We start from the raw sequence: 15,578 nt of genomic DNA, 5'->3' as shown, positions 1-15,578 counted from the left end.
TGAGCCGCGCGCGTTTGCCAGAATGCAACTGGTGCAGCGCAGGTTGGGGAGCCCAGCCGTCGCGCGGCAAAAGCCTTGAGTCCTTCCGGCAAAATAGCGCCCATTTTTGGTACGCCGACCACTGCCGACCGCGCGGATCGGCTGGTCTCGGTCGTCATCCCCGTCTACAACGAATCTGCCAATCTGGGCGCATTGTGGTCGCGGCTAAAACCGGTACTGGAAGCGACGGGGCGGCCCTGGGAAGTAGTCCTGATCGATGACGGCTCGCGCGACGATTCGCTGGAGATTCTGCGCACCATTGCCGAGGCCGAGGCTGGCCGCGTACGCATAGTCGAACTGGCGCGCAATTTCGGGCAACACTCGGCAATTCTCGCCGGCTTCCGCCAGGTGCGCGGCGAGGTGGTGGTCACACTCGATGCCGACCTGCAAAATCCGCCCGAAGAAATTCCGCGCCTGCTGGAGGCCATCGACGCGGGCAACGATGTCGTGGGCGGATGGCGCGAGGATCGGCACGACGACAGCTGGCGCATGCATGCCTCGCACCTTCACAATCGCCTTACCTCGCTGGTCGTCGGCGTCCCGATGCACGACTACGGATGCATGCTGCGCGCCTACCGCCGCGCGATCACGGACACGGTAGTCGAGTGTGACGAGAAGGCCGCCTTCATTCCCGCACTGGCCAACTCCTTCGCCCGACGTGTCACCGAGATCCGGGTCTCGCACAGCGCGCGCGCCGAAGGTGCCTCCAAATACAACCTGTTGCGACTCGCGACACTGAGCCTGAACCTTATTACCGGGTTTTCGTTTCTGCCCATCCAGCTGGTGAGCCTGACCGGAATTGCCATTTTTATCCTGTCCTTGGCGTTCGCCTTCGTGTTGTTCGCGCATCGCATCATCTACGGACCGCAGCAGGAAGGCGCGATGTGGACGCTGTTCGCGGCCCTCTTCATGTTGGTTGGCACGCTCTTTCTGGGACTTGCTCTCCAGGGTGAATACACGGGCCGTATCTATATGGAAGTTCGGCGGCGGCCAACTTACATAGTCCGCAAAATTCACGGGACGGGCGGCGACGGCGACCCGGAAGCCGACGAGACCCGCAAGTAGCCCGGTGACGCCAGCTCCTCGCACCGAAGCGGCGATCACGCAAGCGGCCTGCGTTCTCTTCGCCTACCAGGAAATGGGGCACGCGTGTCTGGAAACGCTGCTCGCAATGGGCGCGCCAATCGCCGCAATGTTCACCCACCGCGATGACCCTCACGAGGAAATCTGGTGGCGATCCTGCGCGGATCTGGCGAAGCGCCATGCGGTGCCGGTGTTTTTTGCGGAACAGATCGACGACGGATGGATCGCGCGGATCGCCGCGCTGAATCCCGCGGTGGTCTATTCGTGTTTCTACCGAAACCTGCTCCCCCAGCGCCTGCTCGACTGCGCCCGTCTCGGTGCGTACAACCTCCATGGCGCTCTGCTCCCGAAGTATCGCGGCCGGGCATCGGTAAACTGGGTGCTGGTGAACGGCGAGAGCCAAACCGGCGTCACCCTTCATCATATGGTGACGCGCGCGGACGCCGGCGACATCGTGGCGCAACGCGTCGTCAACATCGATGACAGTGACACGGCGCTTACGCTCTATCGCAAGCTGGTACCGCTCGGCGCCGAGTTGATCCGCGAGTATCATCCACTGATCGTAGGCGGCTGTGCACCGCGGCATCCGCAAGACCTTGCCGCGGGTAGCTACTTCGGGCGGCGACGGCCCGAAGATGGCAGGATTGACTGGCGCTGGCCGGCACGGAGAATTTTCAACCTCGTTCGCGCGGTGTCCCACCCCTATCCGGGCGCTACCTGTATGCTCGGAGGGCGCAAGCTGTTTATCTGGCAAGCCGCAATTGCGGTCGAATCGGGCTCTCTGGGCGAGGCAGGCGAAATCATCGCGGAACACGCTGGCGGCGCCATTGAAGTGGCGGCCGGCGCGGGGAGCGTGCTCGTGCTGCGGGCGCAATTAGAAGGGGGAAACGAGGGCCAGGCGCGAAGTGTGCTGGGAGCGAATCTGCTCAGGGGATCTATCGTAATAGCGTAGGCGGAGGGTACATGCGGGTTCTGATAACAGGCGGCGCGGGATTTTTGGGTTCGCATCTGAGTGATGGGTTCATCGCGCGCGGTGACGAAGTGTTTGTGCTCGATACCGGATCGATCGGCAAGGTGCGCCATCTGCTGAACAGCGCGCGCTTCCACTATATCCACGATTCCATCTTTAACGGGGAGATCATCGACAGTCTGGTTGCGAAGGCAGACCTCATCTATCACCTCGCTGCAGTGGTTGGTGTCGAGCACTACGTGGGCGATCCGTACGAGACCCTCAACGTCAACGTCAACGGGACGCAGAACATTCTCCGGGCCGCATACAAGTATGGAAAGCGGTTGGTATTCAGCTCGACCTCGGAAGTCTATGGGCGCAATCCCAAGGTTCCCTGGCGGGAGGACGACGACCGAGTACTCGGCGCGACCACCATCGACCGCTGGTGTTACTCCACCTCCAAAGCGGTCGGGGAGCACTTCTGCCTCGCCTACCACAAGCTCGGCCTGCCGGTTACCGTGGTGCGCTACTTCAACGTCTATGGCCCGCGGCTCGACAAGGTCGATGTCGGGAGATTGTTTACGATCTTCATGGGGCAACTGCTGCGCGGCGCCGACTTGACCGTAATCGGCGATGGAAAGCAGACGCGGTGCTTCACCTATGTGACCGACGCGGTGGCCGCGACGATCGCGGCGGGCATCAGACCTGAGGCCGAGGGACAGGTCATCAATATCGGCGTCGATGTCGAAACCAGCGTGCTGGAGTTTGCCAAGCTGATGCTCGAGCTATTTGGGCCCACCACGTCGAAGATCAATTTTGTCACCCAGGAGGATGTTTACGGAAAGAGTTACGAGGACATCCCACGCCGCGTTCCGGACAATACCAAGATGAAAAAGCTGCTCGGCGTGGAGCCGAGGATCTCGCTGCGCGAAGGCGTGAAACTTTCGATCGACTGGTTCCGCAGCGACAACCACATGTAACAGCTGCGCACTTGGCACAGGCTTGTACGGCCTCGTTCCTGCGTCATGGAAGTAGCGCTCAAGATCGACGTCGATACCCACCAAGGACTGGCTGAGGGTGTGCCGCGCCTTCGCCGCGTCCTTGAGCGCGAGCGTGCGACGGCAAGTTTTTACGTCGCGATGGGCCCCGACAATTCGGGGAGGGCGATAATCCGCATATTTCGCAATCGCGGGTTTCTGCAAAAGATGTTTCGGACCAAAGCGGTTTCGATGTACGGACTGCGCACCATCCTGTCCGGCACTATCCTGCCCGCGCGTCCGATCGCGCTTGCGTTTCCCAATCTGCTGCGCGAGCTCAAGGCCGCCGGTTTCGAAGTCGCGGTGCACGGCTACGACCACGTGCTATGGCAGGATCACATCGATTCGCTGGGCGAGCGCGGAATCCGTGCCGAACTGAACGATGCATTCGAGGCGTATCGATCGATTATGGCCGAAAGTCCGCGGGCGTTCGCGGCTCCCGGGTGGCGCACCAATGGGGTTGCGCTGCGTGCGCTCGACGAAATGGGACTCAACTATCGCAGCGATACGCGAGGGCGGACACCGTTTCGATGCATGGTAGATGGGCGGGTGCTGACTACACCGGAGATTCCGAGCACGGTTCCTACCTTGGATGAAGTTATGGGGCGCGCCGATCTGGGGGACAATGCCGCCCTGTTGCGGTTCTACCTGAATCAGTTCAAACCCGACCAACTCAACGTGCACACCATCCACGCTGAAACCGAGGGAATGGGCCAGCTGGAAAACTTCGCCGCCCTGGTTGCAGCACTTAAAGAGCGGGGCGCGCGGTTCGTGCGGATGGACGGAGTCGCGTCTGGTCTGAATCGAGCAGAGTTGCCTGTCTGCCCGGTCGTCCGCACCGAAGTGCCCGGCCGGGCCGGATGGGTCGCAGCCCAGGGGCCGTAGAGGTCCGGTTCCGGTCAACGGAAGCGAAGGACACTCGTGGCGGCTTCCCGCCCGCCGACGGGGGCTTCCATTCCCGATCCTCACGGAAATCCCCTCGGTTGTGGTATGCGTAGGCAACTCCAACCAGAGGAAAACGTTTATGCCATCCAAGAACTTGATCGCCGACCGGCCCGAACAGGTTGGTCTCGATTCGGCCAAGGTCGATGCGCTCTTTCAGCGTGCCGAGCGCGAGGTGCGCGAGGGGTTGTTGCCCGCGGTTCAGATCGCGATCGCGCGCAACGGAAAAATCGGCGCGATGCGCACCTTTGGGCGCGCCCGGCAAGGTGGGGTCGAGAAACCTGCCACCGACGAGACGCTATTTACTATTTTCTCTTGCACCAAGGCGATCATGTCTGCGGCGGCGTGGATTCTGATCAGCGAGGGCAAGCTTAAAGAAAACGAGCGGGTGGCGGACATCGTTCCGGAATTCGGCACCAACGGCAAAGACCAAATCACTGTGCAGCAAGTGCTTCTCCATATCGCGGGCTTTCCTAATGCGCCGTATCCACAGGACGAATGGCTCGACCGCAGCAAGCGTCTCGAGCGGTTCTCCAAATGGCGGCTGGAGTGGCCGGTTGGAAGCAAGTTCGAATATCATCCGACCTCAGGGTTCTGGGCTATTGCCGAGATAATCGAACGGCGAAGTGGCAAGGATTTTCGCGATTTCGTGCGGGAACGAATCGCGCTTCCTCTGGGACTTCCGGAAATGAGGGTTGGACTTCCGCGCGAATTTCACGATCGCGTGGCAGAACTAGTCTACGTCGGTGAACCTCTCTCGGACGAAGAGCGCAAGAAGCTTGGCATCCCCCCGATGCCTGAGACCGAGGTGACCGAGGAAGCGATCCTCGGGTTCAATCGTGCACACGTGCGTGAGGCGGGCGTGCCCGGGGGAGGAGGTATTATGACGGCCGGCGATCTGGCGCTCTTTTACCAGGCCCTGCTGCATAACGGCGCGCAGGACGGCTCGCACATTTGGCGGCAGGAAGTGCTGGATGATGCGCGCCGGGTGCGCTCGGAGGGCTACATGGACCTCATCTTTGGCGTGCCGGTGAGTCGTGCGCTGGGGGTGGTGGTCGCGGGCGGCGATGGACTGGCGAACTATCGCGGCTTTGGCAAGACCAACTCACCGCTCACTTTCGGACATGGAGGAGCCGGCGGACAAATCGGATGGGCGGATCCGGCCACCGGCATCTCGCTGGGCTACTGCACAAACGGATTCGATCGCAACGATTTGCGACAGGGCCGCCGCGGCGTGGCGATTTCGAGTCTGGCGGCAGTCTGCGCCGCCTAGCTCCGCCAGGCATACGCCCGGTCCAAGTGGTTTGCTCGGACAGAGCAATTGAGCAGCGGAGCTTCTCCCGTCCGGTACCGGAGCCGCCGCGATGACGCCAGTGCGGGGGCGATGCGACTGATCGCGCGAAGGGTCGGCTCACCTACGCGAAGGGGTTGTTGAGCACGATGGTCGCCGCGCGATCCGCCCCGACGCTGACGATTGCAATCGACACGCCTGCCAGTTCGACGATCCGCTCGATATAGCGGCGGGCATTCGCGGGTAGCTCCCCGAGCGAGCGCGCGTCGCCGATTCGTTCCGTCCATCCGCGCATTTCCTCGAAAATCGGCTTGGCCGTATCCATCGAATGACGTCCGGGAGGCATAGTCTCGTATCGGTTGCCCTTGTACTGGTACCCCACGCACAGCTTGATTGGATCGATTCCCGTAAGCACGTCGAGCTTGGTCAGCGCCAGCGCCCACATGCCGTTGACGCGCGCCGCTAGCCGCGCCAGCACCGCGTCGAACCATCCGATGCGACGTGGACGTCCGGTAGCGCTGCCGAACTCCACCCCTTCCTCGCGCAGCGAGTCCGCCAGTGAGCCCCTTATTTCCGTTGGAAAGGGGCCGGCACCCACCCGCGTCGTGTAAGCCTTGCTGATTCCCAACACCGCGTCGAGTTTGCCTGGACCGATGCCGGTTCCCGCGAACGCCGCGCTCGCGATGCAGTTCGAAGACGTCACGAAAGGATAAGTGCCGTGGTCGATATCGAGCATGGTCCCGTGCGCGCCTTCGAACAGCACCCGCTTACCGGTCGCAATCGCTTGGGCAAGATACTCTCCGGTGTCGCACAGGTAGGGCATTAGACGGCGCCTTGCACCGCGCATGGCTTCAATTATCTCTGCACCGTTGAGCGGCTTGCCCTTAAGCACCGCCTTCAAGTAGGCGTTCTTCTCAGCAACGTTGCGCCTGAGCTTCTCGGTAAATGATTTGAAGTTGACCAGATCGTCGAATCGGAGGCCCGCGCGCGACATCTTGTCTTCGTAGGCCGGGCCTATTCCGAAGCCGGTCGTGCCGATGGCACGCTTGCCCGCGCGTGCCTCCCGGGCCTGGTCGATTGCGCGATGATAGGGAAACACGATGTGCGCTTCGTAGCTGAGTTTGAGAAAATCATCGGCCAGACCACGTCGTTTCTTGAGATCGTCTATTTCGCTGAGCAGCGCCAGGGGGTCCACGACCGTGCCGTTCGCGATTATGCAGGTCTTGTCGGAATACAATGCACCTGCCGGTACCAGCCGCAGGATGAATTTCTCGCCGTCGACCACCAGGGTGTGCGCGGCGTTATTGCCGCCCTGGAACCGGACGATCACGTCCGCGTCGGCGGCGAGCAGGTCGACGATTTTTCCCTTTCCCTCGTCGCCCCACTGCGTGCCTACCACCGCTACTGTCTTCATTTATCTTCCCCCGTAAAACCGCACACGCTTCCCTCGCGCGCGCGCAAGTTCCGCACGCGCTCCCAGCGGCTGTCGGTCCGGCTACAGCTTAAGCAGGACAGCCGACGTGATTGCTGGAATCGTTTTGAGCTTCTCCAGAACTTGAGACGGCACCGGCCCGTCCACTTCTATCAGGCTGAGTGCAGTACCGCCGACGCGGTCGCGATCGAGCTCGAGCCCCGCGATGTTAATCCCTGCCTGCCCGAGCATGGTTCCGATCGCGCCCACCACTCCGGGCACGTCGCGGTTGTGCAGCATCAGGAAGTATCCCTCGGGAACTGATTCGACCCGGTAGCCGTCGATTCGCGTGAGCCGGAGCGCGCGATTTCCGAGTACCGCACCAGAAACTTCGTGCTCACCGGATTTGGTGGTCACGGCGATCGTGAGCGTATTCACGAAGTCCGTTACCTCGCGCGAGCGCATCTCGGCAATTCCGATGCCTCGCTCGCGCGCAATGAAGGGTGCGTTCACCAGGTTGAGATCTTCGTCGAGAAACCCGCTCATCAGTCCCTTGAGGACAGCCGCGGTTACAGCATCGTGTTTCAAGTTCGACGCTTCCCCGCCCAGCGCGACGGTCAGGGTGTTCGGAGCGTCGGAAATCAGTTGTGCACAGAGCCGCCCGAGCTTCTCGCCCAGCCGCAGATGCGGACCGATGACCTCTAGTTCCTGGGGCGACAGCGCGGGAATGTTCACCGCGCTGGTGATGCTCCCATCGATCAGGAAATCGGCGACCTGCTGCGCGATATCGATCGAGACCTGTACCTGAGCTTCGTCGGTCGCCGCGCCCAGGTGCGGTGTTGCGACCACCGCATCGAGCTTGAGCAGCGGATGGTCGGGTGGGGGTGGCTCATCCACGAAGACGTCGACTGCGGCGCCCGCGACCTGGCCAGAAGTGATCGCATCGGCGAGTGCTGCCTCGTCAACGATCCCCCCGCGCGCGCAGTTGATGATGCGCACTCCCTTCTTCATCCGGGCGAGGGCTGCCGCGCCGATCAATCCGCGCGTATCGTCGGTCAGTGGGGTGTGAAGGGTAATGAAGTCCGACCGCGCAAGCAGCTCCTCCAGCGAAACCAGTTCGATCCCAAGTCGCGCGGCGGCTTCGGTCGTGAGAATCGGGTCGTAACCGATGACCTTCATCTTGAGGCCGACCGCGCGGTCGGCGACGATGCGTCCGATGTTTCCCAGTCCCACGACGCCAAGAATCTTGTTGCAGACCTCCGCGCCCATGAATTTGGTGCGTTCCCATTTGCCCGCCTTGACGGCCGCGGTCGCGGATGGAATTTGGCGCGCCATCGCCATCATCATGGCGATGGCGTGCTCGGCGGTGGTCACACTGTTGCCCAGCGGGCTGTTCATCACTACCACGCCGCGGCGGGTGGCGGCTTCGAGGTCGACATTGTCCACGCCTACCCCAGCCCTTCCGATCACCTTCAAGGACGGGGCAGACTCGATTACTTCGCGGGTCACCTTGGTCGCGCTCCGAATGAGCAAAGCGTCGTAGGGTCCGATGATCGCCGCCAACTCGCTGGGCGTAAGCCCGGTCTTGATCTCAAACTTAAGCTCGGGATGTCGCTTCAGGACCTCAATTCCCTGCGGTGCCAGCGTGTCACTGAGAAGGACGCGGAACGTTTGGGCCATAGTCGCTCAAATGCTCCGGGCGATTCGTGACTGGACTGCGGCCACCCCCGTTCCAGAGGGGAATTCGTAACCTACGTGTTTCAGCCCGGCTTCCACTGCACTCATCGCGATCAACATGTCGAAGGGGGCTAGGTTTCCCATGTGGCCGATGCGCAGCAGACGGCCTTTCATCTGATCCTGACCGCCCTGCACCGCGACGCCTAAAGAATCTCGCATGAATTTAACAATCTTGCCGGTATCGATTCCGTGGGGTGCGATTAAACCCGTGACGCCGGGCGCCGGTGCGTCGGGTGCAATCAGCTTGAGTCCCAGCGCCACGCCGCCCTCGCGGGTCGCTTCGGCCATTAGCCGGTGGCGATCGAACACGCGCGGCAACGTCTCCCGGTGGAGAAGTTCGAGAGACTTGTTAAGACCGAAAATCAGCGAGACAGCGGGCGTGAACGCGGTAGTATGCTCGTCGTGCTGGGTTTTGCGTTCCTTCACCAGGTCGAGATAAAATTTCGGCGTGCGATTCTTCTTGGCCACCTCGAGGCCGCGTTCAGACAGCGCGACGAGGCCCAGTCCAGGCGGTAGCATCAGGGCCTTCTGGCTTCCGGTCACGAGTGCATCAACACCCCATTCATCCATCTTCTGCTCGAACACGCCCACCGAGGTGATACCGTCGACGACGAGCAGGGCGCCGTGCCTGCGTGTCACCTCACCTATCTGCTCGATGGGGTGAATCGCACAGGTCGAAGTTTCGCTGGCTTGGGTCAAGACCGCCTTCGCATCGGGATGCGCTTTCAGCGCGTCTTCGATCTGTTCGGGCTCTACCGCACGGCCCCACGCGACTTTCACCTCATGCGCAATCATGCCGAAAGCGCCAAGCATCTTGCCCCAACGCTCGCCGAATTTGCCCGCGTTAACGAAGATGGCCTGATCGCCCGGGCAGAGCAGGTTGATTACCGAGGCCTCCATCGCGCCGGTCCCCGAGGAGGCAAGCAGAATAACTTCCTGCTTGGTTCCAAACAGCGGCTTTAGGCGGTCGCGTGCCTGATCGAGCGTGGCGCTGAACTGCGGCGTGCGATGGTGAATGATAGATTGCGCCATCTCGAGAAGCACCTCGGGCGGCACCGAGACTGGTCCGGGCGTGAACAGGTATCGTTTCGTGGGTGTCACGCTGATCTTCAGTGGGGACAGGCCGACTGCACGAGCCAAAAAAAAGCCTGGTGTCCGCGGCCGCGGAACGCCAGACCCCGATGTTCTACCCGGGACATCCCGGGTCCCCGTCCTCTTTATCTGGATAACGGAGCCCCTATAGAGAGTCAAGTTTCGGCTGGTCACGCGCGTTAAACTCGCGCGCCGCCTTTGGAATTGAAAATTCACGTGGCCAATGGGTAAGTTTAAGCATCCGAGATGCCGATCGAACACGAAACCCGCGATGGCGCGCTGGTCTGGATTCGAAACCCAATTACCGGGGTGATCTCCTACGTGGTCGACGTGCGCAACAAGAGCTTCGCGTTCACACTCGGTCTGCGCGACGAACCCGTGGAACCTCCCCACCTTACCGACGCGCAGATTCGCGCCGCGACCAAGGACTGTCCCTTTTGTCCCGGCAACGAACATTTATCCACCGCCGAACTCTTCCGGATGACTGCGGCCGAAATCCCGGAATGGACCGGTATAGGCAATCGCCCACACGACCAGTGGGTCGTGCGGGTGTTCAATAACATGTTTCCCCGCATTCCTGCGGAGCTGACTGCCGGCCGCAACGAGTCGTATATCGTGGTGGAGGACCCGCGCCACTATGTCGACTCGCCCCGCTCCCATAGTGATTTGCTTTCGACCGGGATGCTGGGCGCAGGGCATTTCCGCCGCCTCCTCGAAGCGGATGTCAGGGTCATGCGCCTGGCGCGGGAAAATCACTCCATCCGCTCCGTGGTGGTTCGCAAGAATCAGGGGCGCGAGTCCGGCGCTTCGCAGCCCCATCCGCATCAGCAGATAATCGGCTCGCCGGAACCATTTCCCGCAGTCGCGGCGGAGGCGCGCGCCGAGCGCGAGACGCCGGGTCTGTTCGATGAAATCACAACCCTGATGGACCGCTTGGGTCTGGTAATCGAAAATCAGGGTGGCGTCGTCAGTTATGCCAGTCCCATCGGCGCATTTCCTCGCAGCTACGACGTGATGATGCCGGAGTATCGCGATGCTACTCTCGCCGACCTGTCGAGCGATGAGATCGACTGCTTTGCGGGCGCACTTTATCGAATTCTGCGCATCCTCGGCCCGTTGCCGCTGGACTATGAAATTCATCAGGGGCCGGGGCTGCCGCTCCACGCGCACGTCAATGCGCGCTTTTATCCCTATTCCAACGTCGCCGGGACGCTGAATCTGCCAAGTACGCTCCTGCAACGCACCGCTGAAATCCGCGCTGCCATCGCGCGCGGGAACCGTCGCTGACGCTGAAAGACGCGGACGGAGCGGGTTGACCCCGACCGCTTTGCCCGGACACGTGCGTGCGCTCAGACCACGCCGGCGGCGCGCAGTTGGTCAAGTTCTTTGAGACCGATTCCTATCGAAGCGAGCACCTCGCGCGTGTGTTCACCCAGTTCGGGGGGTCTTCGCAGGTTCCCCGGCAGCGGTTGTGGTGCGGCCGACAGCTTGATCGGCGAACCGGCCACCCGGATCGGACCGCGAGTCGGGAAGTCGCTTTCAACCAAGGTGCCGCGCGTCACCATCTCGGGGTCCGCGACCACTTCATCGAGTTGCCGCACCGGGGCGCACGGCACGCCCGCTTCCATTAGCAGCGCGATCATCTCGTCTCGTGGGCGGCTGTGGGTCCAGGCGGACATCAGTTCATCCAGTTCGTCGGCGATCCGAAGGCGGGTGGCGTGTGAACCACATCGAGGATCGGAAAGCAGGTCTTCGCGCCCGATCAGCGTGGCGATGGTGCGCCAGTGAACTTCGGTGAGGCAGAAGATCAGAATTTCGCCGTCGCACGCGGGGTACACATTGGTCGGACAGGCGCCCCAGTGCCGATTGCCCAACCGTTTGAATTTCAGTCCCTGCAGGGCAGGAGCGACCGCGCTGGTCAGCGCGGGCACGGCGACGTCGATCATCGCGACTTCAACCTTCTGTCCGCGGCCCGTACGCCCACGTTGAATCAATGCTGCCAGGATTCCGCTCACCAGGTGGCTCCCGGTCCCCATGTCGATGAAGGTTGCTGAGGTCTTCACGGCGCGGTCCGGAAATCCGGTGATGCTGATAAACCCCGAGGATGCCTGAATCGTGTTGTCCATCGAACCGAGCCTCGCCCATCGGCTGTCAGACCCATAACCCTTTCCGCAGGCATAGATCAGCCGCGGAAAGCGCTCCGCCAGCTGCGCATAGCCCAGCCCGAACGATTCCATGACGCCGTCGAGAAAGTTCTCAACCAACACGTCTGCTCCCTCGATCAGCTTGAGGGCGATTTGCTGGGCGGGCCTTAGCTTGAGATTCAGCGTGACCGAGCGTTTTTGGGCGTTGAGCATCAGGAAGGAATAGCCCGCGCCGCCCGGAGGAAGATCAGGTCGGCGGAGAACATCACCGGTACGCGGCGGCTCGATCTTGATCACGTCGGCGCCGAGGTAGGCGAGCTGCATGGTGCAATAGGGCGCGGCATAAATCTGGCCGAGATCGATCACGCGGATGCCATCGAGCGGTAGGCTCATTAGTAGGTCCTTTCGGTTGCGCTCTTCCGTTTCACCGTTCTCACCAATCTTCCGATGGGTAACTCAGCGGAGCAGCGTGCGGGCGATGACCATCCGATGAACTTCCGAGGGCCCTTCGCCGATCCGCCGCACGCGCGCCTCGCGGTACCATCGTTCCAGCGGCAGCTCTTTGCTCACCCCGTAGCCGCCATGAATCTGCACGGCGCGATCGACCACCTTCCCCAGCACCTCGCTGGAATACAATTTCGCAATCGAAGCTTCAGTGCGAAAGTCTTGATGGCGATCGGCCTTCCAGGCGCCGTCCCAGGTGAGCCAGCGCGCCGCGCGCAGCTCAACCTCCGAGTCCGCGAGCATCCACTGGATCGCCTGCCGTCGCGCAAGCAGCTCGCCGAACGTGCTGCGCCGCTTCGCGTGCGCGATCGCCATTCGCAAAGCCGCGACGCCGACGCCGACGTTGCACGCCGAATAAGGAAACCGCAGGCGTGCCAGGAGATCCAGGCACAGGTTGAGGCCCTGGCCTTCTTCGCCGAGCCGCTGTTCGACAGGAACGACGCAGTCGTCGAAGGCGACCTCGTTCGGAATCGCGGACGTACGGATGGTCCGAATTGGCCGCGGCGTGAAACCCGCCTGGCCCTTTTTGATGATGAAGCAGGTGACGCCCTGACGACCGGCCTTCGGATCGGTACGTGCAAAGACAACGCCCCACTCCGCCTCGTGCGCGTGCGAGATGAAAGTCTTGGTCCCGTTCAGGAGGTAGTGGTCGCCCTGACGCACCGCGCGGCACTGGATTGCCCCCGCCGGATCGGAGCCGCCCGCAGGCTCGGTGATCGCGAAGAAGGTGTACCAGGCATTCCTGATCGTGCCACCCGCATACTCTTGTTTCTGCTCGGGCGTACCCGCCCAGATGACCGGCGGTGGTGTGCGGCCGAAGACCCCAGCGCCAGGATTGTAGAGGCCCATCCGATGCTGAGCCATTTCTTCGGTCAGCACCGTCATCTCGAAGGTGCTGAGCCCTCCGCCGCCGTATTCTTGCGGCGCACCCATGCACCACATTCCGGCCGACTGCGCCTTGCGCGCGATACGCCAATAGTCATCTTCGGGAATTTCGGGTGCGTCGGGGTCGATTCGCGCTTCGACAGGAATGATCTCGTCGCGAATGATTTTGCCGACCTGATCGCGCAGCGCGACCAACTCTGCGGGGAGCTGATAGCCGTTCGTTGGATCCATCAGATCATCTCCTCGAGCTGCTCCGAATTGTCCTTAAGTCCGCGGCGCAAGGTGTTGAGCCAAAGCTCGCGAATCCATTCCAAGTCGTAGGTACCCCAGGTGCCCTTGAGTCGCTGGTCGATGGCGCGAATTTGCTCAATCGCATCGGCGATCTTCTTGATCGCCGCCTCGCCGCGTTGCGCGCGATCGCGCGCGCGGCTGCCCTTGGCGGCCAGATAGTCCACGAGGCTTTCGAGCACCTCCGCACTGTAGCTCCACAGCTGCCGTTCGCCGCGAACTAGCGGCTCTTCGTTGGATCGCAGTATCGCATCGGCGGCATCACTCGCACGCCGGAAGCATTCTGCCGCGCGTGCGAGTTCCACGCGCTTGCGAGGCGCCCGGGCCGGCTCCAGCGGCGGTCGCATCACGTCCGCATAGTCCAGCACCATCGCGGATGCGTCGGCGATGGCACGGTAAGCATCTCGCCACGAACTCGCGCAGGCCGGATGCCGCCCCTGGGCGGTCTTCTCCAGCGCGAGAGCGGGATCGGATCCGACGTTGGTCGCGCAACGCACGAAAGTTTCCAGGTTGACCGGATACGCAAGCAGGCTGTACGCGCCGAAGGTGAGGGACGATACGCTGGAAATTCCGAGGGCGTGATAGACGCGCAGGTCGCGCGCAATGACCGACGGAGTAGCAAACGCCAGCCCCCCAAACAGGATTGCATCGGCATAATACTCAAACACATCGCAGCGGCCCTCGAAAATTTCCAGGTAGTGTTTCAGCGAAGCAAGGTAGCGGGGATTGACGTCGCAGGCTGGATCATCGATCGCGTGCGAGTAACAACGCTCGCGCGGGGCCCACTCTACCCTGACGTTGGACAGCGGATGCAGGCTCGGATCAGGGTCGATGGTGTCGTGATAGGCGAGGTATGAGACCGGGCACGATAGGTTGGCCTTCGCAAAAGACGCGGCTATCGCATTGACCACCTGCAGGTACTGATGCTGGGGAGCGAGTTCCCGGCAGCTGCCGCACCGGCACCAGGCGCCCCGCCTCACGTCAGCGCCCCAGATGTGCAACAACGCATTCTCTGGGTAGTCGGCGAGGCTGCGCAGCGCAGCCTCGCAAACCAGGTCGATCGCCGCGCGACTGGACACGCATAGATTGCCGCGGGGCAGCCGAGTGCCGCTGTCATCGGCCGGAAACATCGACGGGTCATGGACAAATCGCTCACGCGGCAACAGCAGTTGCAGCACATGTCCGCCGTATTCGGCGGCAATCCCGTGCGTGCTCAGCATCGGCACGAGTTCTTCGATTCGCTGGCGGGTGTCGTGCGCGTGGCGAATGTAGGAGAACGCGTTAAGCCCTCTGCGCGCCATCCACGGGATGAACTCGCGGTCGTGATCAAGATGAAGCTTAAGCCGGTCCGTAAATGCGTAGTTCCAGGTCATGATGTCGGAGGCGAAGGCGCGGCGGGAAAACGATGGCGTGAACACGGAGGGCTTGAGGTTCCGGATGCGTTCGGGCTCGATGCGCGGATAGATTGCGGGAACGCCGGCCGGAAAGCTCGCTCCCAGCTGCACCAGCAGGCTGGCCGCGCCGTGAATCAGGCCGCGCTCACTAGACGACCGGATCGAAACCGACCGATCGCTCGGCCGCGAAATCGAGAATGAATCGCCGCCGAGGGAATCGGGGGGACTTTGGTGTGGCGGTTGTGCGTCGTCCACAGTGAGGACTATTTCACGACCGCCGATTTGGGCGTCTTCCTGTACCGCGACCTTGCTGCCCAACATGCGGGTGAGGCCTCGACTCAGGTCGGCGACTGCCGTCGCGACTTCCTGGCGGGGCCCTGGCGCGCCATGCCGAATCGCAAGCGGGCCATAGGTGCTAGCTTCGCGGGTCATCGCTGGTTTAGGGAATCCGCAAAAGACGCTGCCGATCGCGTAGTTGCGGTCCGCTCGCCGAAGCCTGGAGGAACAACTCCAGGCCAGCCAGCAAGTCTTAAGCGACGCTCACCCATGCCACCGGCTTCGTGTCGTTGTGCCGCTTGTGGCGCTGCCGCACCGACTTGGGGCGCAAGCGCGCGCTGCGGAGCGATCGCTTTCCGACCGGCTACGAAGTACGCCGTACGCGTCATTTTTCCGGCACTCGCGGAATGATAACATGGCAGGACGACATTGAGAGCGACGCGGCGCTGGATGTCGTGCCTCAGGTACGCGAACCGGAATGCCAAGTCCCAACGAAATTCTGTCGC

The 15,578-nt window shown here is 62.1% G+C and carries 12 protein-coding genes; 6 read left to right on the top strand and 6 right to left on the bottom strand.

The genetic code is table 11. The features are described from left to right. Positions 1-75 precede the first annotated feature (75 nt). The 5 genes from VGI36_10650 (at position 76) to VGI36_10630 (ending at position 5,323) form a co-directional block, all read left to right on the top strand. The gene (locus tag VGI36_10650; protein ID HEY2485601.1) at positions 76-1,104 is read left to right on the top strand and encodes a glycosyltransferase; all 1,029 of its coding nucleotides are present in this window, start codon (positions 76-78) and stop codon (positions 1,102-1,104) included. 4 nt (positions 1,105-1,108) lie between these two features. Further along, complete coding sequence (locus VGI36_10645; protein ID HEY2485600.1) at positions 1,109-2,074, top strand: formyltransferase; 966 nt, start codon at positions 1,109-1,111, stop codon at positions 2,072-2,074. 11 nt (positions 2,075-2,085) lie between these two features. Beyond that, on the top strand, positions 2,086-3,051 hold the full coding sequence (locus tag VGI36_10640) for an NAD-dependent epimerase/dehydratase family protein (protein HEY2485599.1): 966 nt from the start codon (positions 2,086-2,088) through the stop codon (positions 3,049-3,051). Between the two features lie 45 nt (positions 3,052-3,096). Continuing rightward, the gene (locus VGI36_10635) at positions 3,097-3,993 is read left to right on the top strand and encodes a polysaccharide deacetylase family protein (GenBank protein HEY2485598.1); all 897 of its coding nucleotides are present in this window, start codon (positions 3,097-3,099) and stop codon (positions 3,991-3,993) included. A gap of 139 nt (positions 3,994-4,132) precedes the next feature. After that, positions 4,133-5,323 (top strand): serine hydrolase domain-containing protein, encoded by a 1,191-nt coding sequence (locus VGI36_10630; GenBank protein ID HEY2485597.1) that lies wholly within the window; start codon positions 4,133-4,135, stop codon positions 5,321-5,323. Between the two features lie 142 nt (positions 5,324-5,465). Here VGI36_10630 and VGI36_10625 read toward each other — a convergent pair whose 3' ends face one another. From VGI36_10625 to VGI36_10615, 3 genes are all read right to left on the bottom strand, one after another. Further along, positions 5,466-6,755 carry an adenylosuccinate synthase gene (locus VGI36_10625; protein HEY2485596.1) on the bottom strand — a complete coding sequence of 430 codons (1,290 nt, stop codon included), beginning with the start codon at positions 6,753-6,755 and terminating at the stop codon, positions 5,466-5,468. 81 nt (positions 6,756-6,836) lie between these two features. After that, on the bottom strand, positions 6,837-8,432 hold the full coding sequence (serA, locus tag VGI36_10620; protein ID HEY2485595.1) for a phosphoglycerate dehydrogenase: 1,596 nt from the start codon (positions 8,430-8,432) through the stop codon (positions 6,837-6,839). A 6-nt stretch (positions 8,433-8,438) separates the two neighbouring features. Beyond that, the gene (locus VGI36_10615) at positions 8,439-9,590 is read right to left on the bottom strand and encodes an alanine--glyoxylate aminotransferase family protein (protein HEY2485594.1); all 1,152 of its coding nucleotides are present in this window, start codon (positions 9,588-9,590) and stop codon (positions 8,439-8,441) included. Positions 9,591-9,827: 237 nt separating this feature from the next. Here VGI36_10615 and VGI36_10610 point away from each other — a divergent pair, with 237 nt between their 5' ends. Beyond that, positions 9,828-10,868 (top strand): DUF4921 family protein, encoded by a 1,041-nt coding sequence (locus VGI36_10610; GenBank protein HEY2485593.1) that lies wholly within the window; start codon positions 9,828-9,830, stop codon positions 10,866-10,868. A 62-nt stretch (positions 10,869-10,930) separates the two neighbouring features. Here the strand turns inward: VGI36_10610 and VGI36_10605 are convergent, their stop codons facing one another. From VGI36_10605 to VGI36_10595, 3 genes are all read right to left on the bottom strand, one after another. Next, positions 10,931-12,118: a CoA transferase gene (locus VGI36_10605; GenBank protein ID HEY2485592.1), complete on the bottom strand. Its 1,188-nt coding sequence runs from the start codon at positions 12,116-12,118 to the stop codon at positions 10,931-10,933. A gap of 63 nt (positions 12,119-12,181) precedes the next feature. After that, the gene (locus VGI36_10600; protein ID HEY2485591.1) at positions 12,182-13,345 is read right to left on the bottom strand and encodes an acyl-CoA dehydrogenase family protein; all 1,164 of its coding nucleotides are present in this window, start codon (positions 13,343-13,345) and stop codon (positions 12,182-12,184) included. Beyond that, positions 13,345-15,228: a DUF4838 domain-containing protein gene (locus tag VGI36_10595; GenBank protein ID HEY2485590.1), complete on the bottom strand. Its 1,884-nt coding sequence runs from the start codon at positions 15,226-15,228 to the stop codon at positions 13,345-13,347. The genes VGI36_10600 and VGI36_10595 overlap by 1 nt, the downstream gene beginning before the upstream one ends. Positions 15,229-15,578: the final 350 nt, after the last annotated feature.

Source organism: Candidatus Binataceae bacterium (assembly GCA_036495685.1).
Classification (GTDB): Bacteria; Desulfobacterota; Binatia; order Binatales; family Binataceae; genus JAFAHS01.
Note: the sequence above shows the minus strand (reverse complement) of the source record. Positions and strands in the feature narration are given on the sequence as shown.